Genomic DNA, 16,369 nt, shown 5'->3' on the forward strand with positions numbered 1-16,369 from the left:
CTACAGATAGTAGTCAAAATCGCGTTCGTTATGCACATGCCGACGCAGGCGAAATACATGTGCAGGCGCAGCATGCGGATCCAACTGCACATAATTGCGTGCACCATGCCAGAGATAACGCACATCGGTAAGTAAGTCGTGCATTTGATACGGGCCATCGCCCGTGATCCCGAAGCGCGCCGGTGGGAGATCGATCCAGCCGGACTGTGTGTGATACGGGTCGAGATTAACCACAACCAGTATGACCTCACTGGCATCATCGACGGCCTTGCTGTAGCAGAGCAGGTTATCGTTATCCACACCATGAAATTGCAGGCTCCAGTCACTCTGCAACGCCGCATTATCGCGCCGTATACTGTTAAGCCGCGCAATCAGGGCGCTCAGGCTGTCAGTACGGGTGGTATCCCACTGCATCAGTTGATATTTTTCGGAATTGTTATATTCCTCTGCACCCGGCTTATGCGTCTGGTCATCGGCGAGCTCGAAGGCCGGCCCATAGATACCGTAGTTGGCAGAAAGCGTAGCCGCCAATATCTGTCTGATCATGAACGCCGGACGACCGCCATATTGGAGATACTCACTCAGAATATCCGGTGTATTGGGCCAGACATTGGGCCGGAAATACTCGCGTGATTCAGAGCTTGCGAGCTCAGTGAAATATTCGGTCAGCTCCCCCCGGGTATTGCGCCAGGTGAAATAGGTGTATGACTGCGAGAACCCGAGCTTGGCCAGGCAATGCATCACCTTGGGGCGGGTAAAGGCCTCGGCCAGAAAAATAACCTCGGGGTGTTTACGCGTTATTTCGTCTATCACCCACTCCCAGAAGGCGAATGATTTCGTATGCGGATTATCAACGCGAAATATATACACGCCCTGATCGATCCAGAACTGAAATACACTCTTTAATTCCTGCCACAGGCCTTCCCATGCCTCGGTCTCAAAATCGAATGGGTAGATATCCTGATATTTCTTGGGCGGGTTTTCCGCGTACTGGATACTCCCATCGGGGCGCTTGCGGAACCATTCCGGGTGCTCTTTCACATAGGGATGATCCGGGGCGCACTGAAAGGCAATATCAAGCGCAAGTTCCATACCCAGTGCTTCGGCACGTTTGCGGAAGGCTGAAAAATCCTCCAGGGTGCCAAGCTCAGGATGCAGGGATTTGTGCCCGCCCTCCTTGCTGCCAATGGCCCATGGGCTGCCTACATCATCCGCCGTCGCCGCCAGGATGTTGTTTTTACCCTTGCGAAAACTATGGCCAATGGGATGCACCGGTGGGAGATACACAACGTCAAAACCCATGCGAGCAACATACTCAAGCTGGGCCATGCATGTTTTGAAACTGCCATGCTGTCCTTCGCCGCCAAACGAGCGCGGGAAGAACTCATACCAGGCGCCGAAGCGTGCCCGTTCGCGGTCGACGCGGACCCTGAGTTCTGTACCGTAATGCGTCTCGAAGCGCCTGTCCGCGCAGGTATACATGAGGCGGGACAATTCCTCATCCTGCGCCAAGGTACGTTTTTCACTCGCATCGCGTTTGCTGCTCAACCCCCTGACGGTTGCCTCGAGGTGACTCGCGTCCTTGCCCGTGGCACGCGCAGCAGCGGCAGCAACCAGCGCTGCACCGGCTCGATAATCGAGCTCGGTATCTTCGTTCACAGCGATACGCTTGCCGAGGTCCCGCCGCCAGGACTCGAAGTGATCCACCCAGGCACAAACGCTGTAGCGGTAAAATCCGGTTTGAGACACGCTGAAGAATGCTGCCCAGCGGTCATTGCCCAAGGGGACCATGGGCAGCTCGAACCACTTGCCCTCCGATTCATACTGGTAGCGCAGTACGCACATGATTGCGTCATGCCCGTCAGTAAAGGCATCCACCTCTACCCCAACCTTTTCGCCAACAACACGCTTTATGGGGTAACGCCCACCATCGACCTGTGGCGTCAGTGTTTCTATCACAACACGCTGACGAGCCTCTGCGGGCAAACTGCGCGCAACCGGCTTGGCCATTACACACCCCCCTGCGAAGGCGCCTTGAGACACACCATGGCCAGCGGCGGCAAGGTCAGCGTGAGCGAGTGATACCGTTCCTGTACCTGCACAGGGGCAGAGTGCACCCCACCCTGATTGCCTTGTCCGCTGCCACCATAAAGACTGGCATCGCTATTCAGCAACTCGACCCAATACCCTTCACGCGGTACGCCGACACGATAGTTGTGGCGTGGCAGTGGCGTGAAATTACACACGACCAATACCATATCGTCTGGATTGCGCCCCTTGCGCAGGAAGCTCACGATACTCGCTTCCCAGCCATGCAGATCAACCCACTCAAAGCCCTCGGCCTGAAAGTCCTGCTCATGCAGCGCCCGTTCAGAGCGGTACAAATGATTCATGTCTTTTACGAATCGTTGCAAGCCCTGGTTAGGCGCATAATCCAGCAGATGCCAGTCCAGGCTATCGTCATGATTCCATTCACGCCACTGACCAAACTCCCCGCCCATGAACAAGAGCTTCTTGCCGGGGTGGGTATACTGATAGCCAAACAGCAGTCGCATATTTGCAAATTTCTGCCAATCATCCCCCGGCATTCTGCGCAGCAACGAACCCTTGCCGTGCACAACCTCATCGTGCGATAGCGGCAACGTAAAGTTTTCGTTGAAGGCATACCAGATACTGAAGGAAATCTGGTCGTGGTGGTATTTGCGGTACACCGGATCACGCCCGATGTAGGCAAGCGTATCGTGCATCCAGCCCATATTCCATTTCATGCCAAATCCCAATCCGCCCAGATAAGTGGGCCGCGACACCATCGGCCAGGCCGTCGATTCTTCGGCGATGGTCTGTACATCAGGGTGGTCGCGGTATATCGCCTCGTTGAGATCACGCATGAATTCTATCGCGTGAATGTCTTCCCGGCCCCCATATTCATTGGGTATCCACTCACCCTCCTTGCGCGCATAATCGAGATAAAGCATGGAGGCCACGGCGTCCACCCGCAAACCATCAATGTGATAGCGATCCAGCCAGAAAAGCGCGCTCGAGATCAAAATAGAACGTACTTCGTGGCGACCATAGTTGAAGATGCTCGACTTCCACTCCGGATGGTAGCCACGCTTGGGGTCAGCGTGTTCAAACAGGTAGGTGCCGTCGAAATACACCAGCCCGTGCTCGTCGGTCGGGAAGTGTGAAGGCACCCAGTCAAGTACCACACCAACGCCATTCTGATGCAGGCAGTCGATAAGGTACATGCAGTCCTGCGGCGTACCGTAACGCGCCGTAGGTACAAAATATCCCGTGGTCTGATAACCCCATGAACCGTAAAACGGGTGTTCGGTCACCGGCATCAGTTCGACATGGGTGAAGCCCATATCACGCACATAGTCGGTCAGTTGCTGCGCCTGCTCCCGGTAGGTGAGAAAGCGGTTGTCTTCATTCGGTACGCGACGCCAAGAACCCAGATGCGCCTCGTATATCCCCCACGGTGCATCCAGCGCATTTACCTGCGCACGCGTATCCATCCATGCCTTGTCACCCCAGGCGTAGTCCGTATCCCATACTATCGAGGCCGTCTTAGGCGGCATCTCGCTGCGCATGGCGAAGGGGTCTGCCTTATTCACCTGATAGTTGTTGTAGCGCGATGAAATGCGATATTTATAACAGGTACCGGCGCCGATAGCTCCTACAAATCCCTCCCAAATACCCGAGCCATCGTCACGCATACGCAATGGGTGCGCACCGCTATTCCAGCCGTTGAAATCGCCGATAACAGAAACGCCCTTGGCATTAGGTGCCCACACCGCAAAATGCACACCGTCCACACCTTGTACGCTGATACGATGCGCACCCAGCTTCTCATGTAAACGGAAATGCTTACCCTGGCGGAAAAGATAGATGTCATGCTCGGTGAGCAAGCCAACACCGTATATCACGCGCTCGGCTGAATCGTGTGCTGTCGTCGTTCCCATAATGCTATCCTCTGAAGCGACCCGCAGGTAAAATCGGGGTCAACGCACTTGATGATTGTGGCACACTCCAGGGCTTGCCTGCCATGCGCAGGGCGCCTGCTGTACTCAGGTTTATGTAGTCATTGCCACAAAGACAGACAATGGACCGGGGAGAGTGATTTTACTGCTTGCTGTCGGCGCTGATCTGCCTGATTGGACGAGCGTTAAACTGATTATCTCGTACAACCAACTGTTGTTCATATTATGAAAAAATCATACATCACGACAGTACCCCGGTCAAACTACACCAGGCGTATCATCACGTGTTACACATGCCCAACATCAACAAAATCAATGCGCACTTATCAACTACCGTCTTTGCCCTTTCCTACCAGACGCGACAACGTGGAAAACAAATCTACGGGTAATGGAAAAACAATCGTAGATGACTTGTCGCCCGCGATTGCGGACAGCGTCTGCATATAACGTAATTGCATGGCTTCTGGCTGCTGCGCAAGCATCTGGGCTGCCTGCAACAGCTTCTCAGAGGCCTGCAGTTCGCCTTCTGCATGAATAACTTTGGCGCGGCGTTCTCGTTCAGCCTCTGCCTGACGAGCGATGGCACGCACCATGGATTCATCAATATCAATATGTTTTATTTCTACATTGGAAACCTTTATTCCCCATGTGTCAGTCTGGGCATCTAATACCTTCTGAATATCCAGGTTGAGTCGTTCGCGCTCGGCCAGCATTTCATCCAGTTCATGTTTTCCGAGTACGGCACGTAACGTAGTCTGTGCAAGTTGGCTGGTGGCGTTCATAAAATCTTCCACCTGGATGATGGCGCGCTGCGGATCCATTACGCGAAAATACAATACCGCATTCACCTTGACTGAAACGTTGTCGCGCGAGATCACATCCTGCGTAGGCACATCGAGTACTACGGTGCGCAAATCTACGCGCACCATCTGCTGAATGCCGGGAATGATGATGATCAAGCCCGGACCCTTCACCTTCCAGAACCGTCCCAGCTGGAACACTACACCGCGCTCATATTCCCGCAGAATGCGGAACATTGAAATGCCCAGCACTATGAGCAGAAACAGCAGGCCAACCAAACTGAAGTCGAATGACATGATTATTCTCCTTTTGCTGCCAGTGGAATTACCGTTAGTAGAAGACCTTTTTCACCAGTCACCCTGACGCTCAAACCTGGCGTCAATGGAGCCGTGCTGGATACCCGCCAAATTTCACCCTGTATCTGCGCCCAGCACTCGCTGCCCGTGCACGTCACCACCACTCCCTCACTGCCGATGATCTGCCTGCCCCCACTCACCAGCGGGCGGCGATAGGATTTGACTGCGAGGCCACCGATTGCCGCCAGCACAATGGCGCTGGTCACGGCCAGCGTACCAATCAGATAGGGCGAAATACCGTAACCGGGCACATCCGTATCCATCAGCACGACGGCGCCAACGACAAACGCCACCACACCCCCCAACCCCAGTATGCCAAAACTGGGAACGAAAGCTTCCGCCACCATAAAGGCCAGCCCCAACAGAATCAGCGCCAGGCCGGCATAGTTAACCGGCAGCATCTGCAAGGCATACAGCGCCAGCAGCAGGCTGATGGCACCAATCACGCCGGGCACCACCGCACCGGGGTTGGCCAATTCAAAAAACAGACCATAAATCCCAATCATCATCAGAATCAATGCGATATTGGGGGCCGTGATAACGGCAAGAAATTTGGTGCGCCAGTCCGGTTCGTGCTTGATCTGCGGCGCGGCCACCGTATCCAGCGTGACTTCTCCACTCGGCACACTGAGTTTGCTCCCATCTACCTGCACCAGCAGTTGGCTGAGGTCAGGTGCAAGATAATCAATCACCTTCAGCTGCAAGGCCTCGGTGGCGGACAGGCTGACGGCCTCACGCACGGCCTGCTCTGCCCATTCAATATTGCGGCCGCGCAGTTGTGCCAGCCCGCGGATATAGGCGGCAGCGTCGTTCACCGCCTTCTCGCCCATGGCGTCCCTGGGAATTTCAGCGGGTGACCCGGCTTTGTCCGTGTCCTTGCCGGGCTTTTGCGGCGGCGCACCGGTGCCGGGCGCACCTATCGCCACCGGCGTGGCCGCACCCAGATTGGTGCCAGGCGCCATGGCGGCAATGTGGCTCGCATACAGGATATAGGTACCAGCGCTGGCGGCGCGTGCGCCACTCGGTGCAACGTAGCTTGCCACCGGCACCGGCGAGGCCAGTATGGCCTTGATGATCTCGCGCATCGAGGTATCCAGCCCGCCCGGAGTATCCATGCGCAACACGACGAGCTGCGCCCCTTCCCGGGCGGCGCGTTCGATCCCGCGGGTGATGTAGTCGGCACTGGCGGGGCCTACCGCACCGTCCAGCTGCAACAGCATGACCGGCGCGGGGGTAGCCGCTGGCGCTGCCATCGCAAACCCTGCCAGCAGTACTGTCAGCCACACAGCCCTATTCCGCTTCATGTGACACTCCTTCGCCATGTTCGTGACTGCAGATACGGCCTGCGGCAATTACCGTCGGCCCACACGGTAACCCTGTGACCCGGTATCCTCACTCTGCCGGCTGACCCAGCGCGGCAGCACGCCTTGCATGCATTGTAAAATGCGGCTCGAACGCATCAAACAGGTCAAGATACTGCTCTGCCAGTCGGGTCAGAAGAAACTGACGACGCACTGACTCACATGCATTGCGGCCGAGACTGGCGCGCAACTCCTTATCTTTCAGCAGTTGCACAAGGCGCGCCGCCGCCTCTTCTACCGTGGAGACAAGGAACCCGCTGACGCCATCCTCTATCTGGCGCCGGATGCCGCCGCAATTACCGCCAATGACAGCAGCACCTTTCCACATCGCCTCAGTCACGGTCAAGCCAAACCCCTCACGCAGGGATTTTTGCATAACGACTGCCGCACATCGCTGCAACGCATTCACCAAGGCACTGTCTGTGGCGGTCAGTATGATTATGCGCTCTTCCTTGCAGGAAAGCAGCGACTCGAACACCTCCTGCCCTTCGGGATCATCGGTGGCTATATTCCCCAGCAGCACAAGTGTCGCGGGCACCTCACGACGCGCTATTTTAAAGGCCTGAATGACGCCTTCCGGGTCTTTCCAGCGATCGAAACGTGAAACCTGGACCACGATAGGCAGATCATCCGGGATGCCATAGTGCTCGAGTCGATCCTTGATCTCGGCCTCGCTCAGTTCACGGTTTTTAAGGGAGAAGGGATCGATCGCCGGCATGAAAAAAACCTGCGGCACCTCGATCTTCTGCGTGTATTCGGGCAGCGACGAAATCATGGCATCGTACTCTTCCACAAATCCCCTCAGATAATTCCACGCTTCGACGTCCGGCTGTGTGAGGTCTACATGACAGCGCCAGACCCACGGGCAGGTACGGCGATAGTGGCTGATAAGCGGAAGCGGCTGCGGGTCGTGCACGACCACAAAATCTGCGTCGATATCCATGCGCAGTGCATTCTCTGATATCACCTGCTCGTAGACATTCCGCTTCAACTCGGTCAAGTTGATGTCGCCTCCTTGTAACGCGTTATGCAGCTTCTTGGTAACACTGAAGAAGTCAGGGCTGCCCTGGATCAGGCGCCAGTCGGCCCTGATGCCAAGAGCACGCTGCATCAGCGTGAGTGACGACAGCATCTCGGCCACGCCGCCGCCATGAAACGTGGAACTGATATTGATAACGCGCAAACCATGCAGCCGCTTGGCCTTGCGTAGGATGCGCTCGACAGCCTCAGCCCCGATCAAGCGTTCATACGCATCAATACCCATGGGCCAGAAGAACTTGTCCATCTTGAATCCTCGCCAGACTGCGCCTAATCAGGCCTGCCACTTCCAGTCACGGATCTCGGGCATGTCCTGACCATGACGCCGGATGTATTCATCATGCTCTATCAGCCGGTCACGCACAAACTGCCTGAGGTAGGCCGCCTTGTAACCGAGTGTCGGCACACGATCCACCACATCGGCCACCAGATGAAAGCGGTCAAGGTCGTTACGCACCGTCATGTCAAACGGCGTGGTGGTGGTACCTTCTTCCTTATAGCCGCGCACATGCAGATTATCGTGGTTGGTGCGGCGGTAGGTCAGTCGGTGAATCAGCCAGGGATAACCGTGGTAGGCGAAGATGATCGGCTTGTCGGTGGTAAACAGCGTATCAAAGTCCTTGTCAGACAAGCCGTGCGGGTGTTCCTCGCGCGGCTGCAGGGTCATCAGGTCGACGACATTGAGCACACGCACCCGGAGGTCAGGCGCATGCTGGCGCAGCAGACTGACTGCCGCTAGTACCTCGAGGGTCGGCACATCACCCGCCGCCGCCATCACCACATCCGGCTCGCCGTCGCGGTCGTTGCTGGCCCATTCCCAGATGCCGATGCCCGCCGCACAGTGCTTGATGGCGGCGTCCATCGTCAGCCACTGCGCCTGCGGCTGCTTGCCCGCGACGATCACATTGACCAGATTGCGCGACCGCAGGCATTGATCCGTGACACAGAGCAGCGTGTTGGCATCGGGCGGCAGGTAGACGCGAATGGTATCGGCCTTCTTGTTGGCCACATGGTCAATGAAACCGGGATCCTGGTGTGAGAAACCGTTGTGATCCTGACGCCAGACGTGCGACGTCAGCAGATAATTCAACGAGGCGATGGGCCGCCGCCAGGGAATCTCGCGCGTAACCTTGAGCCACTTGGCGTGCTGGTTGAACATCGAATCCACAATGTGGATAAAGGCCTCATAGCAGGAAAAAAATCCGTGACGGCCGGTGAGCAGATAGCCTTCGAGCCAACCCTGACAGGTGTGCTCGGACAGGATTTCCATCACCCGCCCATCCGGCGCCAGATGATCGTCCTCCGGTAGCTGCTCGGCCATCCAGGCACGATCCGTCACCTCGAACAACGCACCCAGCCGATTGGAGGCCGTCTCATCAGGACCGACCACGCGAAAGTTGCGTGCCTTCAGGTTGCGCTGCATCACGTCGCGCAGCAGTTGGCCCATCACCCGCGTGGCCTCAGCCAGCACAGCACCGGGTTGCGGCACCTCCACCGCGTAGGCGCGAAAATCCGGCAAGCGTAAATCCTGGAGCAACAAGCCGCCGTTGGCGTGCGGGTTGGCGCCCATACGGCGTGCGCCGTCCGGCGCGAGCGCGGCCAGGTCTGGCATGAGCACGCCATCGGCGTCAAACAGTTCTTCGGGCCGGTAACTTTTCAGCCACTGCTCCAGCAGCTTCAGGTGTCCGGACTTGGCGGAGAGATCGGCAAACGGCACCTGATGCGAGCGCCACGAACCCTCGGTCTTTTTGCCGTCGACCTCTTTCGGCCCGGTCCAACCCTTGGGCGTACGCAGGATGATCATCGGCCAGCGCGGACGACCGGGCTTGCCCAGCTCACGCGCATGGTGCTGAATGGTTTTGATCTCGGCGATAACCTTGTCGAGCGTGGCCGCCATCTGCTGGTGCATCACCTCAGGATCATCACCTTCGACAAAATGCGGCTGGTAGCCATAGCCGACAAACAGGCTCTCCAGTTCGGCATGCGGGATACGTGCGAGCAAGCTGGGGTTGGCAATCTTGTAGCCATTCAAATGCAGAATCGGCAGCACCGCGCCATCCTGCGCCGGATTGAGAAATTTATTCGAATGCCAGGCGGCCGCCAACGGGCCGGTCTCGGCCTCACCGTCCCCCACCACGCAGGCTACAATCAAATCCGGATTATCAAACGCCGCACCAAAGGCATGCGCCACCGAATATCCCAGCTCGCCACCCTCGTGGATAGAGCCGGGCGTCTCCGGCGCCACGTGGCTCGGTATGCCGCCGGGAAATGAGAACTGGCGGAACAACTGCCGCATGCCTTCGGCGTCGGGCGATACGTTGTGATAGACCTCGCTGTAACTGCCCTCCAGCCAGGTGCTCGCCACCAACCCCGGTCCGCCGTGACCGGGTCCGGCGACATAGATGACGCTGAGGTCTTGCGCCTTGATGACGCGATTGAGATGGGCATAGATAAAGTTCAGCCCCGGCGTGGTGCCCCAGTGACCGAGCAGGCGCGGCTTCACGTGCTCGATCCTCAGCGGCTCGCGCAGCAGCGGATTATCCAGCAGATAAATTTGCCCGACCGAGAGGTAATTTGCGGCGCGCCACCAGGCGTGTATCAGCCGCGCCTGCTCGGCGGAAAGTGGGGTTTGCGCTGCTGCCATCCGTATCGCTGTCTCACTCATGGTGCCCTCTCCTGTCAGGTAATCACGCTGGGTTTGTCTCTTTGTGTGCGCTTATGCAGTTGCGCGATTTCATCCGCCAGCGCGATGAGCCCGGCCAGTGCGGCTTGTGTGTCCTGCGTGTGTTGCGCCGGGTCTGCTTCATAGCGCTCGATGTACACACGCAATGTCGCACCCTCGGTGCCGGTGCCAGAAAGCCGGTAGACAATACGCGCACCGCACTCAAACAGGATGCGCACACCCTGCTGCCTGCTCACGCTGTGATCGACCGGATCGGTATAGGCGAAATCATCGCTCTGTTGTACCACATAGCCACCCAAGCGTTTGCCTTGCAAACTGGCACTCTGCTCGCGCACGGACTGTAATAGCTCCTGCGCTGGTGCAGCGGGCAGGTCTTCGTAATCGTGACGGGTATAAAAATTACGGCCATAGCGGGCCCAGTGCTCGCGTACGATCTGCTCGACCGATACGCGGCGCGCGGCCAGCAGGTCGAGCCAGAACAACACCGCCCATAATCCGTCTTTTTCACGGATGTGGTTCGATCCGGTGCCAAAGCTCTCCTCGCCGCACAGCGTGATCATGTTTTCATCGAGCAGATTGCTGAAGAATTTCCAGCCAGTGGGTGTTTCATGGCACGCAATCTTGAGCGCCGCCGCCACCCGATCCACCGCCTGACTGGTCGGCATCGAGCGCGCCACGCCCGCGAGCCCGGCACGATAGGCCGGTACTACTTGTGCGTTCGCCGCCAGCACGGCCAGGCTGTCGCTCGGCGTCACGAAAAATCCGCGCCCGACAATCATGTTACGGTCACCGTCACCATCGGCGGCAGCACCGAAATCCGGCGCATCAGGGCCGAACAGATGTTCCACCAGTTCGTGGGCGTAGGTCAGGTTGGGGTCAGGATGGCCGCCGCCGAAATCCGGCAGCGGCTCGCCGTTCACCACGCTGCCGGGCGGCGCACCCAGTTGTTGCTCCAGAATTTCCCGGGCATACGGCCCGGTAACGGCGTGCATGGCGTCAAAGCGTATGCGAAATGTACCTGCGCTGAGCAACGTGCGGATGCGGTTGAAATCGAACAGTTGCGCCATCAGTTCCGCGTAGTCTGCCACCGGATCAATGACCTGCACCGTCATGTCGCCGAGCGTCACGCTGCCTGCCGTATCAATATCGACGTCATCGCTGTCCAGCGTGCAGTAGCGCGTCAGCACACAGCTGCGGCGGTATATCGCCTCGGTGATCTTCTCCGGTGCCGGCCCGCCGTTGTCGGTGTTGAACTTGATGCCGAAGTCGCCGGTGACGCCACCGGGGTTGTGGCTGGCAGAAAGTATGATGCCGCCTGCGGCACCATATTTGCGAATCACACACGAGGTCGCCGGCGTGGACAAAATACCGCCGCGCCCGACCATCACCTTGCCGATACCGTTGGCTGCCGCCATGCGCAGAATGATCTGGATCGCCTCGCGGTTGTAATAGCGCCCGTCGCCACCAAGCACCAATGGCCGTTCGCCGGTGGCGCCGAGCACATCGAAAATCGCCTGGACGAAATTCTCCAGATAGTGCGGCTGCTGAAACGTGCGTACCTTTTTGCGCAGGCCGGATGTACCGGGCTTCTGGTCGGTAAAGGCCTGAGTTGTTACTTCCCTGATCTTCATGCCTACCCCTTCAGTTACGCGGCGCGACACTGACTCACGCATTGCCGTCTGCCGCCAGCACGGTGGCGGCCTCTTCTGCCAGTATGACGGCTTCATCCACGGGCGTCACCCACAGCGCCACCGAACTGTCATGCGTACTGATACGCGCCTCGGCACCCACGGCAACGCTGTTGGCCGCGTCATCGACTACAATACCGGCCCACTCCATGCCCGCCAGTATCCGAGCCCGCACCTCGGCTGCATGCTCACCCACCCCGCCGCCAAACAGAATCGCATCCGCACCGCCCAGCACGGCCAGATACGCCCCCAGATATTTTCGCGCGCGATGACAGTACACATCGACCGCCAGACGTGCCGCGGGTTCGCGTGACGCCAGCAAGGTGCGCATGTCGGCGCTGATGCCGGAAATACCGAGCAGGCCCGAGTCCTCATTCAGCATTTTTTCCAGCGCCTCCGGTGTCAGACTCTCGGTACGCTGGAGAAACAGCAGCAGGCCGGGGTCGACATCGCCCGCGCGCGTCGCCATCACCAGTCCTTCAAGCGGTGAAAACCCCATTGAGGTTTCTACTGGCCTGCCGTCACGCAACGCGGTCACCGAGCAGCCCGCACCCAGTTGCAGCGAGATCACGCGCTCGCCGTCTTTTCGCTCCGGCCGCAACGCACACCAGCGCCGCCACATCGCCTGATGCGCGAGTCCATGAAACCCGTAACGCCGCAACCCATGGCTGGCACATAGCGCATGCGGCAATGCATACGTGGCCGCCACATCGGGTAGCGCGGCATAAAACGCCGTATCAAACACCGCCACCTGCGGGATGATATCGCCCAGCACCTCGCGGCACGCGCCCAGCCAGCCCAGCGCGAGCGGGTTATGCAACGGTGCCAACGGCGCCAGTCGCGTGATCTCGGCTTCGACTTCGGCATCGATCAGACACGGACGCACCAGCCGGGTGCCGCCGTGCACGACACGGTGCGCCACCGCATCTATCGCATGCAGGCTGGTGTGCTGCAAAAACTCGCGCAACACTTCGACCTGAGTGGCCCCCGCATGCGTGGCATGGTGCGACGCCACCACGCGCGGCACACCTGCCTCCAGCATCAGTACCGTGAGGCGTATCGAGGAACTTCCGGTGTTGACGGTCAGCAGCTTCATCTATACCTACACTCCTGCCTCAGCTCGCGCCCTTGCGCGCTGTGAAAATCAACACGCACGGCCTTAAGATCATTGTTTCCCCAAAGCACCGCTTCTGCAACCCCAAATTCCGTGACTCCCACAGGGCGCGTGCAGACGTATTTCGAGTGGGTCAGCAATGTAGACCCCGTTACCCGAATTAAGCGCGGCTTACAGCAACCACCGGGAGAAAAGCGCAAAAAAAACGGAGTACGAGACTCCGTTTTTCACTCGGACAGAATCTGCTTACTATTTACTATTTGCTGGAAATCATGTCGTGGATGATGGGTGCCAGAATCAGCTCCATGGCAAAACCCATCTTGCCACCGGGGACGACGATGGTGTTGCGGCGCGACATGAAGGAATTAGGAATCATGTTCAGCAGGTAGGGAAAATCCACACCCTTCGGGTCGCGGAAGCGGATCACGATGAAGCTTTCGTCCGGCGTCGGGATGTCGCGCGAAATGAAGGGGTTGGAGGTATCCACCGTGGCAACGCGCTGGAAGTTGATGTCGGTGCGCGAGAACTGCGGGGTGATATAGTTCACGTAATCCGGCATGCGGCGCAGAATGGTATCCACGATCACCTCGGCAGGATAGCCGCGCTCGGCGCCATCGCGATGGATTTTCTGGATCCATTCCAGATTAACGATGGGCACCACGCCTATGCCCAGATCGACATGCTCCGACACATCCACATCGTCGCTCTTGGCCAGACCGTGCAGGCCTTCGTAAAACAGCAGGTCGGAACCCGCCGGCACGTCTTCCCAGGGGGTGAACTCGCCCACATTCAGCTGGGTATTGAGGCGTTTATTATGCTGCCGCGCCTCCTCATCACTGTGGATGTAATAGCGCTTCTTGCCACCCCCGGTTTTACCGTAGGTCTGGAACAGCTCGGCCAGCTTGTCGAAATGGTTGGCCTGGGGCCCGAAATGACTGAAGTGACGATTGCCCTCGGCCTCGGCCTTTTTGACCGCTTCCTTGAATTCGACCCGCGACAGGCTATGAAAGCTGTCGCCCTCGACCACGGCGGCATTGATCTTTTCGCGCTGAAAGATGTGCTCGAACGCGCGCTTGACGGTCGTGGTGCCGGCGCCGGACGAGCCCGTCACCGCAATCACGGGATGCTTCTTGGACATGCTGGAACTCCCTAAGTATGAAAATTGAAAGCGAAAACCACCCAATTGTACCTGCGGGGAACCGGGCCTGTCATCATCCACGTCCGTGCTATCGAGACCCGTTTCAGCGGTCTGGCGCCTTTATGCAGCCATATGGAGCTAAATATCCAACCGGGCCACGGCACACCCTCCTTTTACCACAGACCACGGTACGATTGCCCGTCACTTTGGAGTACCTTACAGTACGGTAAGCTGGGTGGCGACGAGGCATGAGCGCAATGATGTGTGTATTATTGCATGACCTCGCCTTACACCTCACGGTACGGTAGCGATGGGTTGTCAGACACGGTAACGTTTACTGATGTAGGGCAGCTTTTCGGGTTCAACGAAGCGTAAAGGATCAAGTTCATTGTATGACTGCATGGGCTGTGTAATCCCGCAACTATCTATATGCATAGTCATGCAATGAACCTGACTCCTTTCATCCGTGCGCTCTATGCCGGTCACGCACTGTCGTGCCTGAGCGGCTCACCCCGGCCGACACCAGCCAGCGTGGTTCGTCAACAGATACGATCATGACCCGTACCAAAGGCCTTGAGTCCCGCTACCGCAAGCACGGCGAAAGCATCCTGATCGAGCTGAAGCTGCACAGCGTCATGCAGTTGTTTAACTCGCTGGATCCCTCGCCGTTTCACGAGAAGGACCTGGACGACGATGCGGTGGAGTACATCGTCGGCACCGCGCGCGAGTTTCCGCTGAAGACGCCGTTGCGGCTGCACCTGCATCTGCCACCCGAGGCGGTGACCCAGGAATCGAGCGAGAGCATCGGCCAGGCGATCCACAATTTCTTCGAATACCAGACCGAGGTGGCGGACCGCGCGCTGCGCCAGAAGCTCCGCCAGGGCCGCGCAAGCCTCGTCATCGGATTGCTGTTCCTGTTCGCCTGTATCAGCGCGCGGGCGCTGATCGCCCCGGTCGGCAACGGCATGCTCCATGACATCGTCCAGGAGGGGCTGCTCATCAGCGGCTGGGTGGCGATGTGGCGGCCGATCCAGATCTTCCTCTACGACTGGTGGCCGATTCGCAATCGGCGCCGGCTCTATCACAAGCTGAGTCATCTGGAGGTGGCGATCCACCCGGGCACCCGATCCGCGCAGGGGTGAGAAATAAAGGCTCCGGTTTTGCAATAGTGTATTTAATCATGGCCTTCATTCACCCTCGCCCATCGCTTCACGTACGGTAGCGATGGGTTGTCAGCCACGGCAGATGACACTCCACCCTGGCAAGGCCAATGCAATGCCCTGCAAGACTTCATTATGCTCAGTTCGCCGGATCTGCAAGAGCGGAAACAGTATCCGTTCAGTTTCCGGCCGGGGCAGGCACTGCCGGGTTTCTCATGTGGCGGTCAAGAAAGACGCCCAATTCCCGGGCCCAGGCTTCCCGGCTGAACAGGAAGCTGTCGTTGTGGCCGCCGCGCATCTCCAAAAATATCTTGGGCTCGCGCGCCGCGTCGAACAGCGCCCGGCCATGGCGGTAGGGAATGATGTCGTCCTCGCGGCTGTGGGCGATGAATACCGGGGCTTCCACGTTCTTGAGGTAGGCGCGGGTGTTGTAGTTGAAGCGTGACAGCAGCCGCACCGGCAGGAACGGATAGACTTCGGCCCCCATGTCCGGCACCGAGGTAAATACGGAGGCAAGCACCAGCGCTCCGGGCTGTTGGCGTGCCGCGAGCCACGCCGCCACCGCGCCGCCGAGCGATTCGCCCAGTAGCGCGATGCATCGGGGCTCGATTTTCCGGGTTACGGTAAGGTAACGCCAAGCCGCTTCGGCGTCCCGGTAGGTTCCCTGCTCGCTCGGGCTTCCGCTGCTCTTGCCGTAGCCCCGGTAGTCGAAGATAAAGCTGGAATAGCCCAGCCGGTGAAACATGGGCAGGTATTCCAGGCGGTGGGAGATGTTGCCAGCATTGCCGTGGAACAGCAGCACGGTTCCCCGCGACTGCGGCGCCGGAATGAACCAGGCATGCAGGCTTTCCCCGTCGCCGGTGTCGAGCTGCACCTCTTCATAGTCGAGGCCAGCGTCCTGCGGCGTTGCGGCGTACTCGCGACCTATGCCGGGGAAATAGACCAGCCACGACTGAAACAGGAACACGCCGATGAGCAGCGCCGCATAGACGGCTGCCAGGATTCCTGCAACGTTCCACACCATGCGCACGATGGCCTCGGCGAGTT

At 58.4% G+C, this 16,369-nt stretch carries 11 protein-coding genes; 1 reads left to right on the forward strand and 10 read right to left on the reverse strand.

Features of this window, described 5'->3' with window-relative positions:
* The 9 genes from Q8L89_03780 to Q8L89_03820 form a co-directional block, all read right to left on the reverse strand.
* Positions 1-2,010, reverse strand: a complete 2,010-nt coding sequence (locus Q8L89_03780) for an alpha-1,4-glucan--maltose-1-phosphate maltosyltransferase (protein MDP1708167.1) — start codon at positions 2,008-2,010, stop codon at positions 1-3.
* Entirely contained in the window at positions 2,010-3,965 is a 1,956-nt protein-coding gene (gene glgB, locus Q8L89_03785; protein MDP1708168.1) for a 1,4-alpha-glucan branching protein GlgB, read from the reverse strand. Before glgB ends, Q8L89_03780 begins: the two co-directional genes overlap by 1 nt.
* Positions 3,966-4,309: 344 nt before the next feature.
* Positions 4,310-5,080, reverse strand: a complete 771-nt coding sequence (locus Q8L89_03790) for a slipin family protein (protein MDP1708169.1) — start codon at positions 5,078-5,080, stop codon at positions 4,310-4,312.
* A gap of 2 nt (positions 5,081-5,082) precedes the next feature.
* Positions 5,083-6,444, reverse strand: a complete 1,362-nt coding sequence (locus Q8L89_03795) for a nodulation protein NfeD (protein ID MDP1708170.1) — start codon at positions 6,442-6,444, stop codon at positions 5,083-5,085.
* An 88-nt stretch (positions 6,445-6,532) separates the two neighbouring features.
* On the reverse strand, positions 6,533-7,786 hold the full coding sequence (locus Q8L89_03800; GenBank protein ID MDP1708171.1) for a glycosyltransferase: 1,254 nt from the start codon (positions 7,784-7,786) through the stop codon (positions 6,533-6,535).
* 27 nt (positions 7,787-7,813) lie between these two features.
* Positions 7,814-10,204, reverse strand: a complete 2,391-nt coding sequence (locus Q8L89_03805; GenBank protein MDP1708172.1) for a phosphoketolase family protein — start codon at positions 10,202-10,204, stop codon at positions 7,814-7,816.
* 14 nt (positions 10,205-10,218) lie between these two features.
* The gene (locus tag Q8L89_03810; protein ID MDP1708173.1) at positions 10,219-11,853 is read right to left on the reverse strand and encodes an alpha-D-glucose phosphate-specific phosphoglucomutase; all 1,635 of its coding nucleotides are present in this window, start codon (positions 11,851-11,853) and stop codon (positions 10,219-10,221) included.
* A gap of 34 nt (positions 11,854-11,887) precedes the next feature.
* Entirely contained in the window at positions 11,888-13,006 is a 1,119-nt protein-coding gene (locus Q8L89_03815; protein MDP1708174.1) for an acetate/propionate family kinase, read from the reverse strand.
* A gap of 274 nt (positions 13,007-13,280) precedes the next feature.
* Complete coding sequence (locus Q8L89_03820) at positions 13,281-14,162, reverse strand: phosphoribulokinase (GenBank protein ID MDP1708175.1); 882 nt, start codon at positions 14,160-14,162, stop codon at positions 13,281-13,283.
* A gap of 554 nt (positions 14,163-14,716) precedes the next feature.
* Between Q8L89_03820 and Q8L89_03825 the strand changes: the two genes are divergently transcribed.
* Positions 14,717-15,304, forward strand: coding sequence for a hypothetical protein (locus Q8L89_03825; protein ID MDP1708176.1), 588 nt, complete (start codon positions 14,717-14,719; stop codon positions 15,302-15,304).
* Between the two features lie 196 nt (positions 15,305-15,500).
* On the opposite strand, the gene Q8L89_03830 is transcribed toward Q8L89_03825, so the two are convergent.
* The gene (locus Q8L89_03830) at positions 15,501-16,346 is read right to left on the reverse strand and encodes an alpha/beta hydrolase (GenBank protein MDP1708177.1); all 846 of its coding nucleotides are present in this window, start codon (positions 16,344-16,346) and stop codon (positions 15,501-15,503) included.
* Between the last annotated feature and the right edge of the window lie 23 nt (positions 16,347-16,369).

It is taken from the genome of Gammaproteobacteria bacterium (assembly GCA_030680605.1).
In the GTDB taxonomy this organism is placed as follows: Bacteria; Pseudomonadota; Gammaproteobacteria; order SURF-13; family SURF-13; genus JAQBXX01.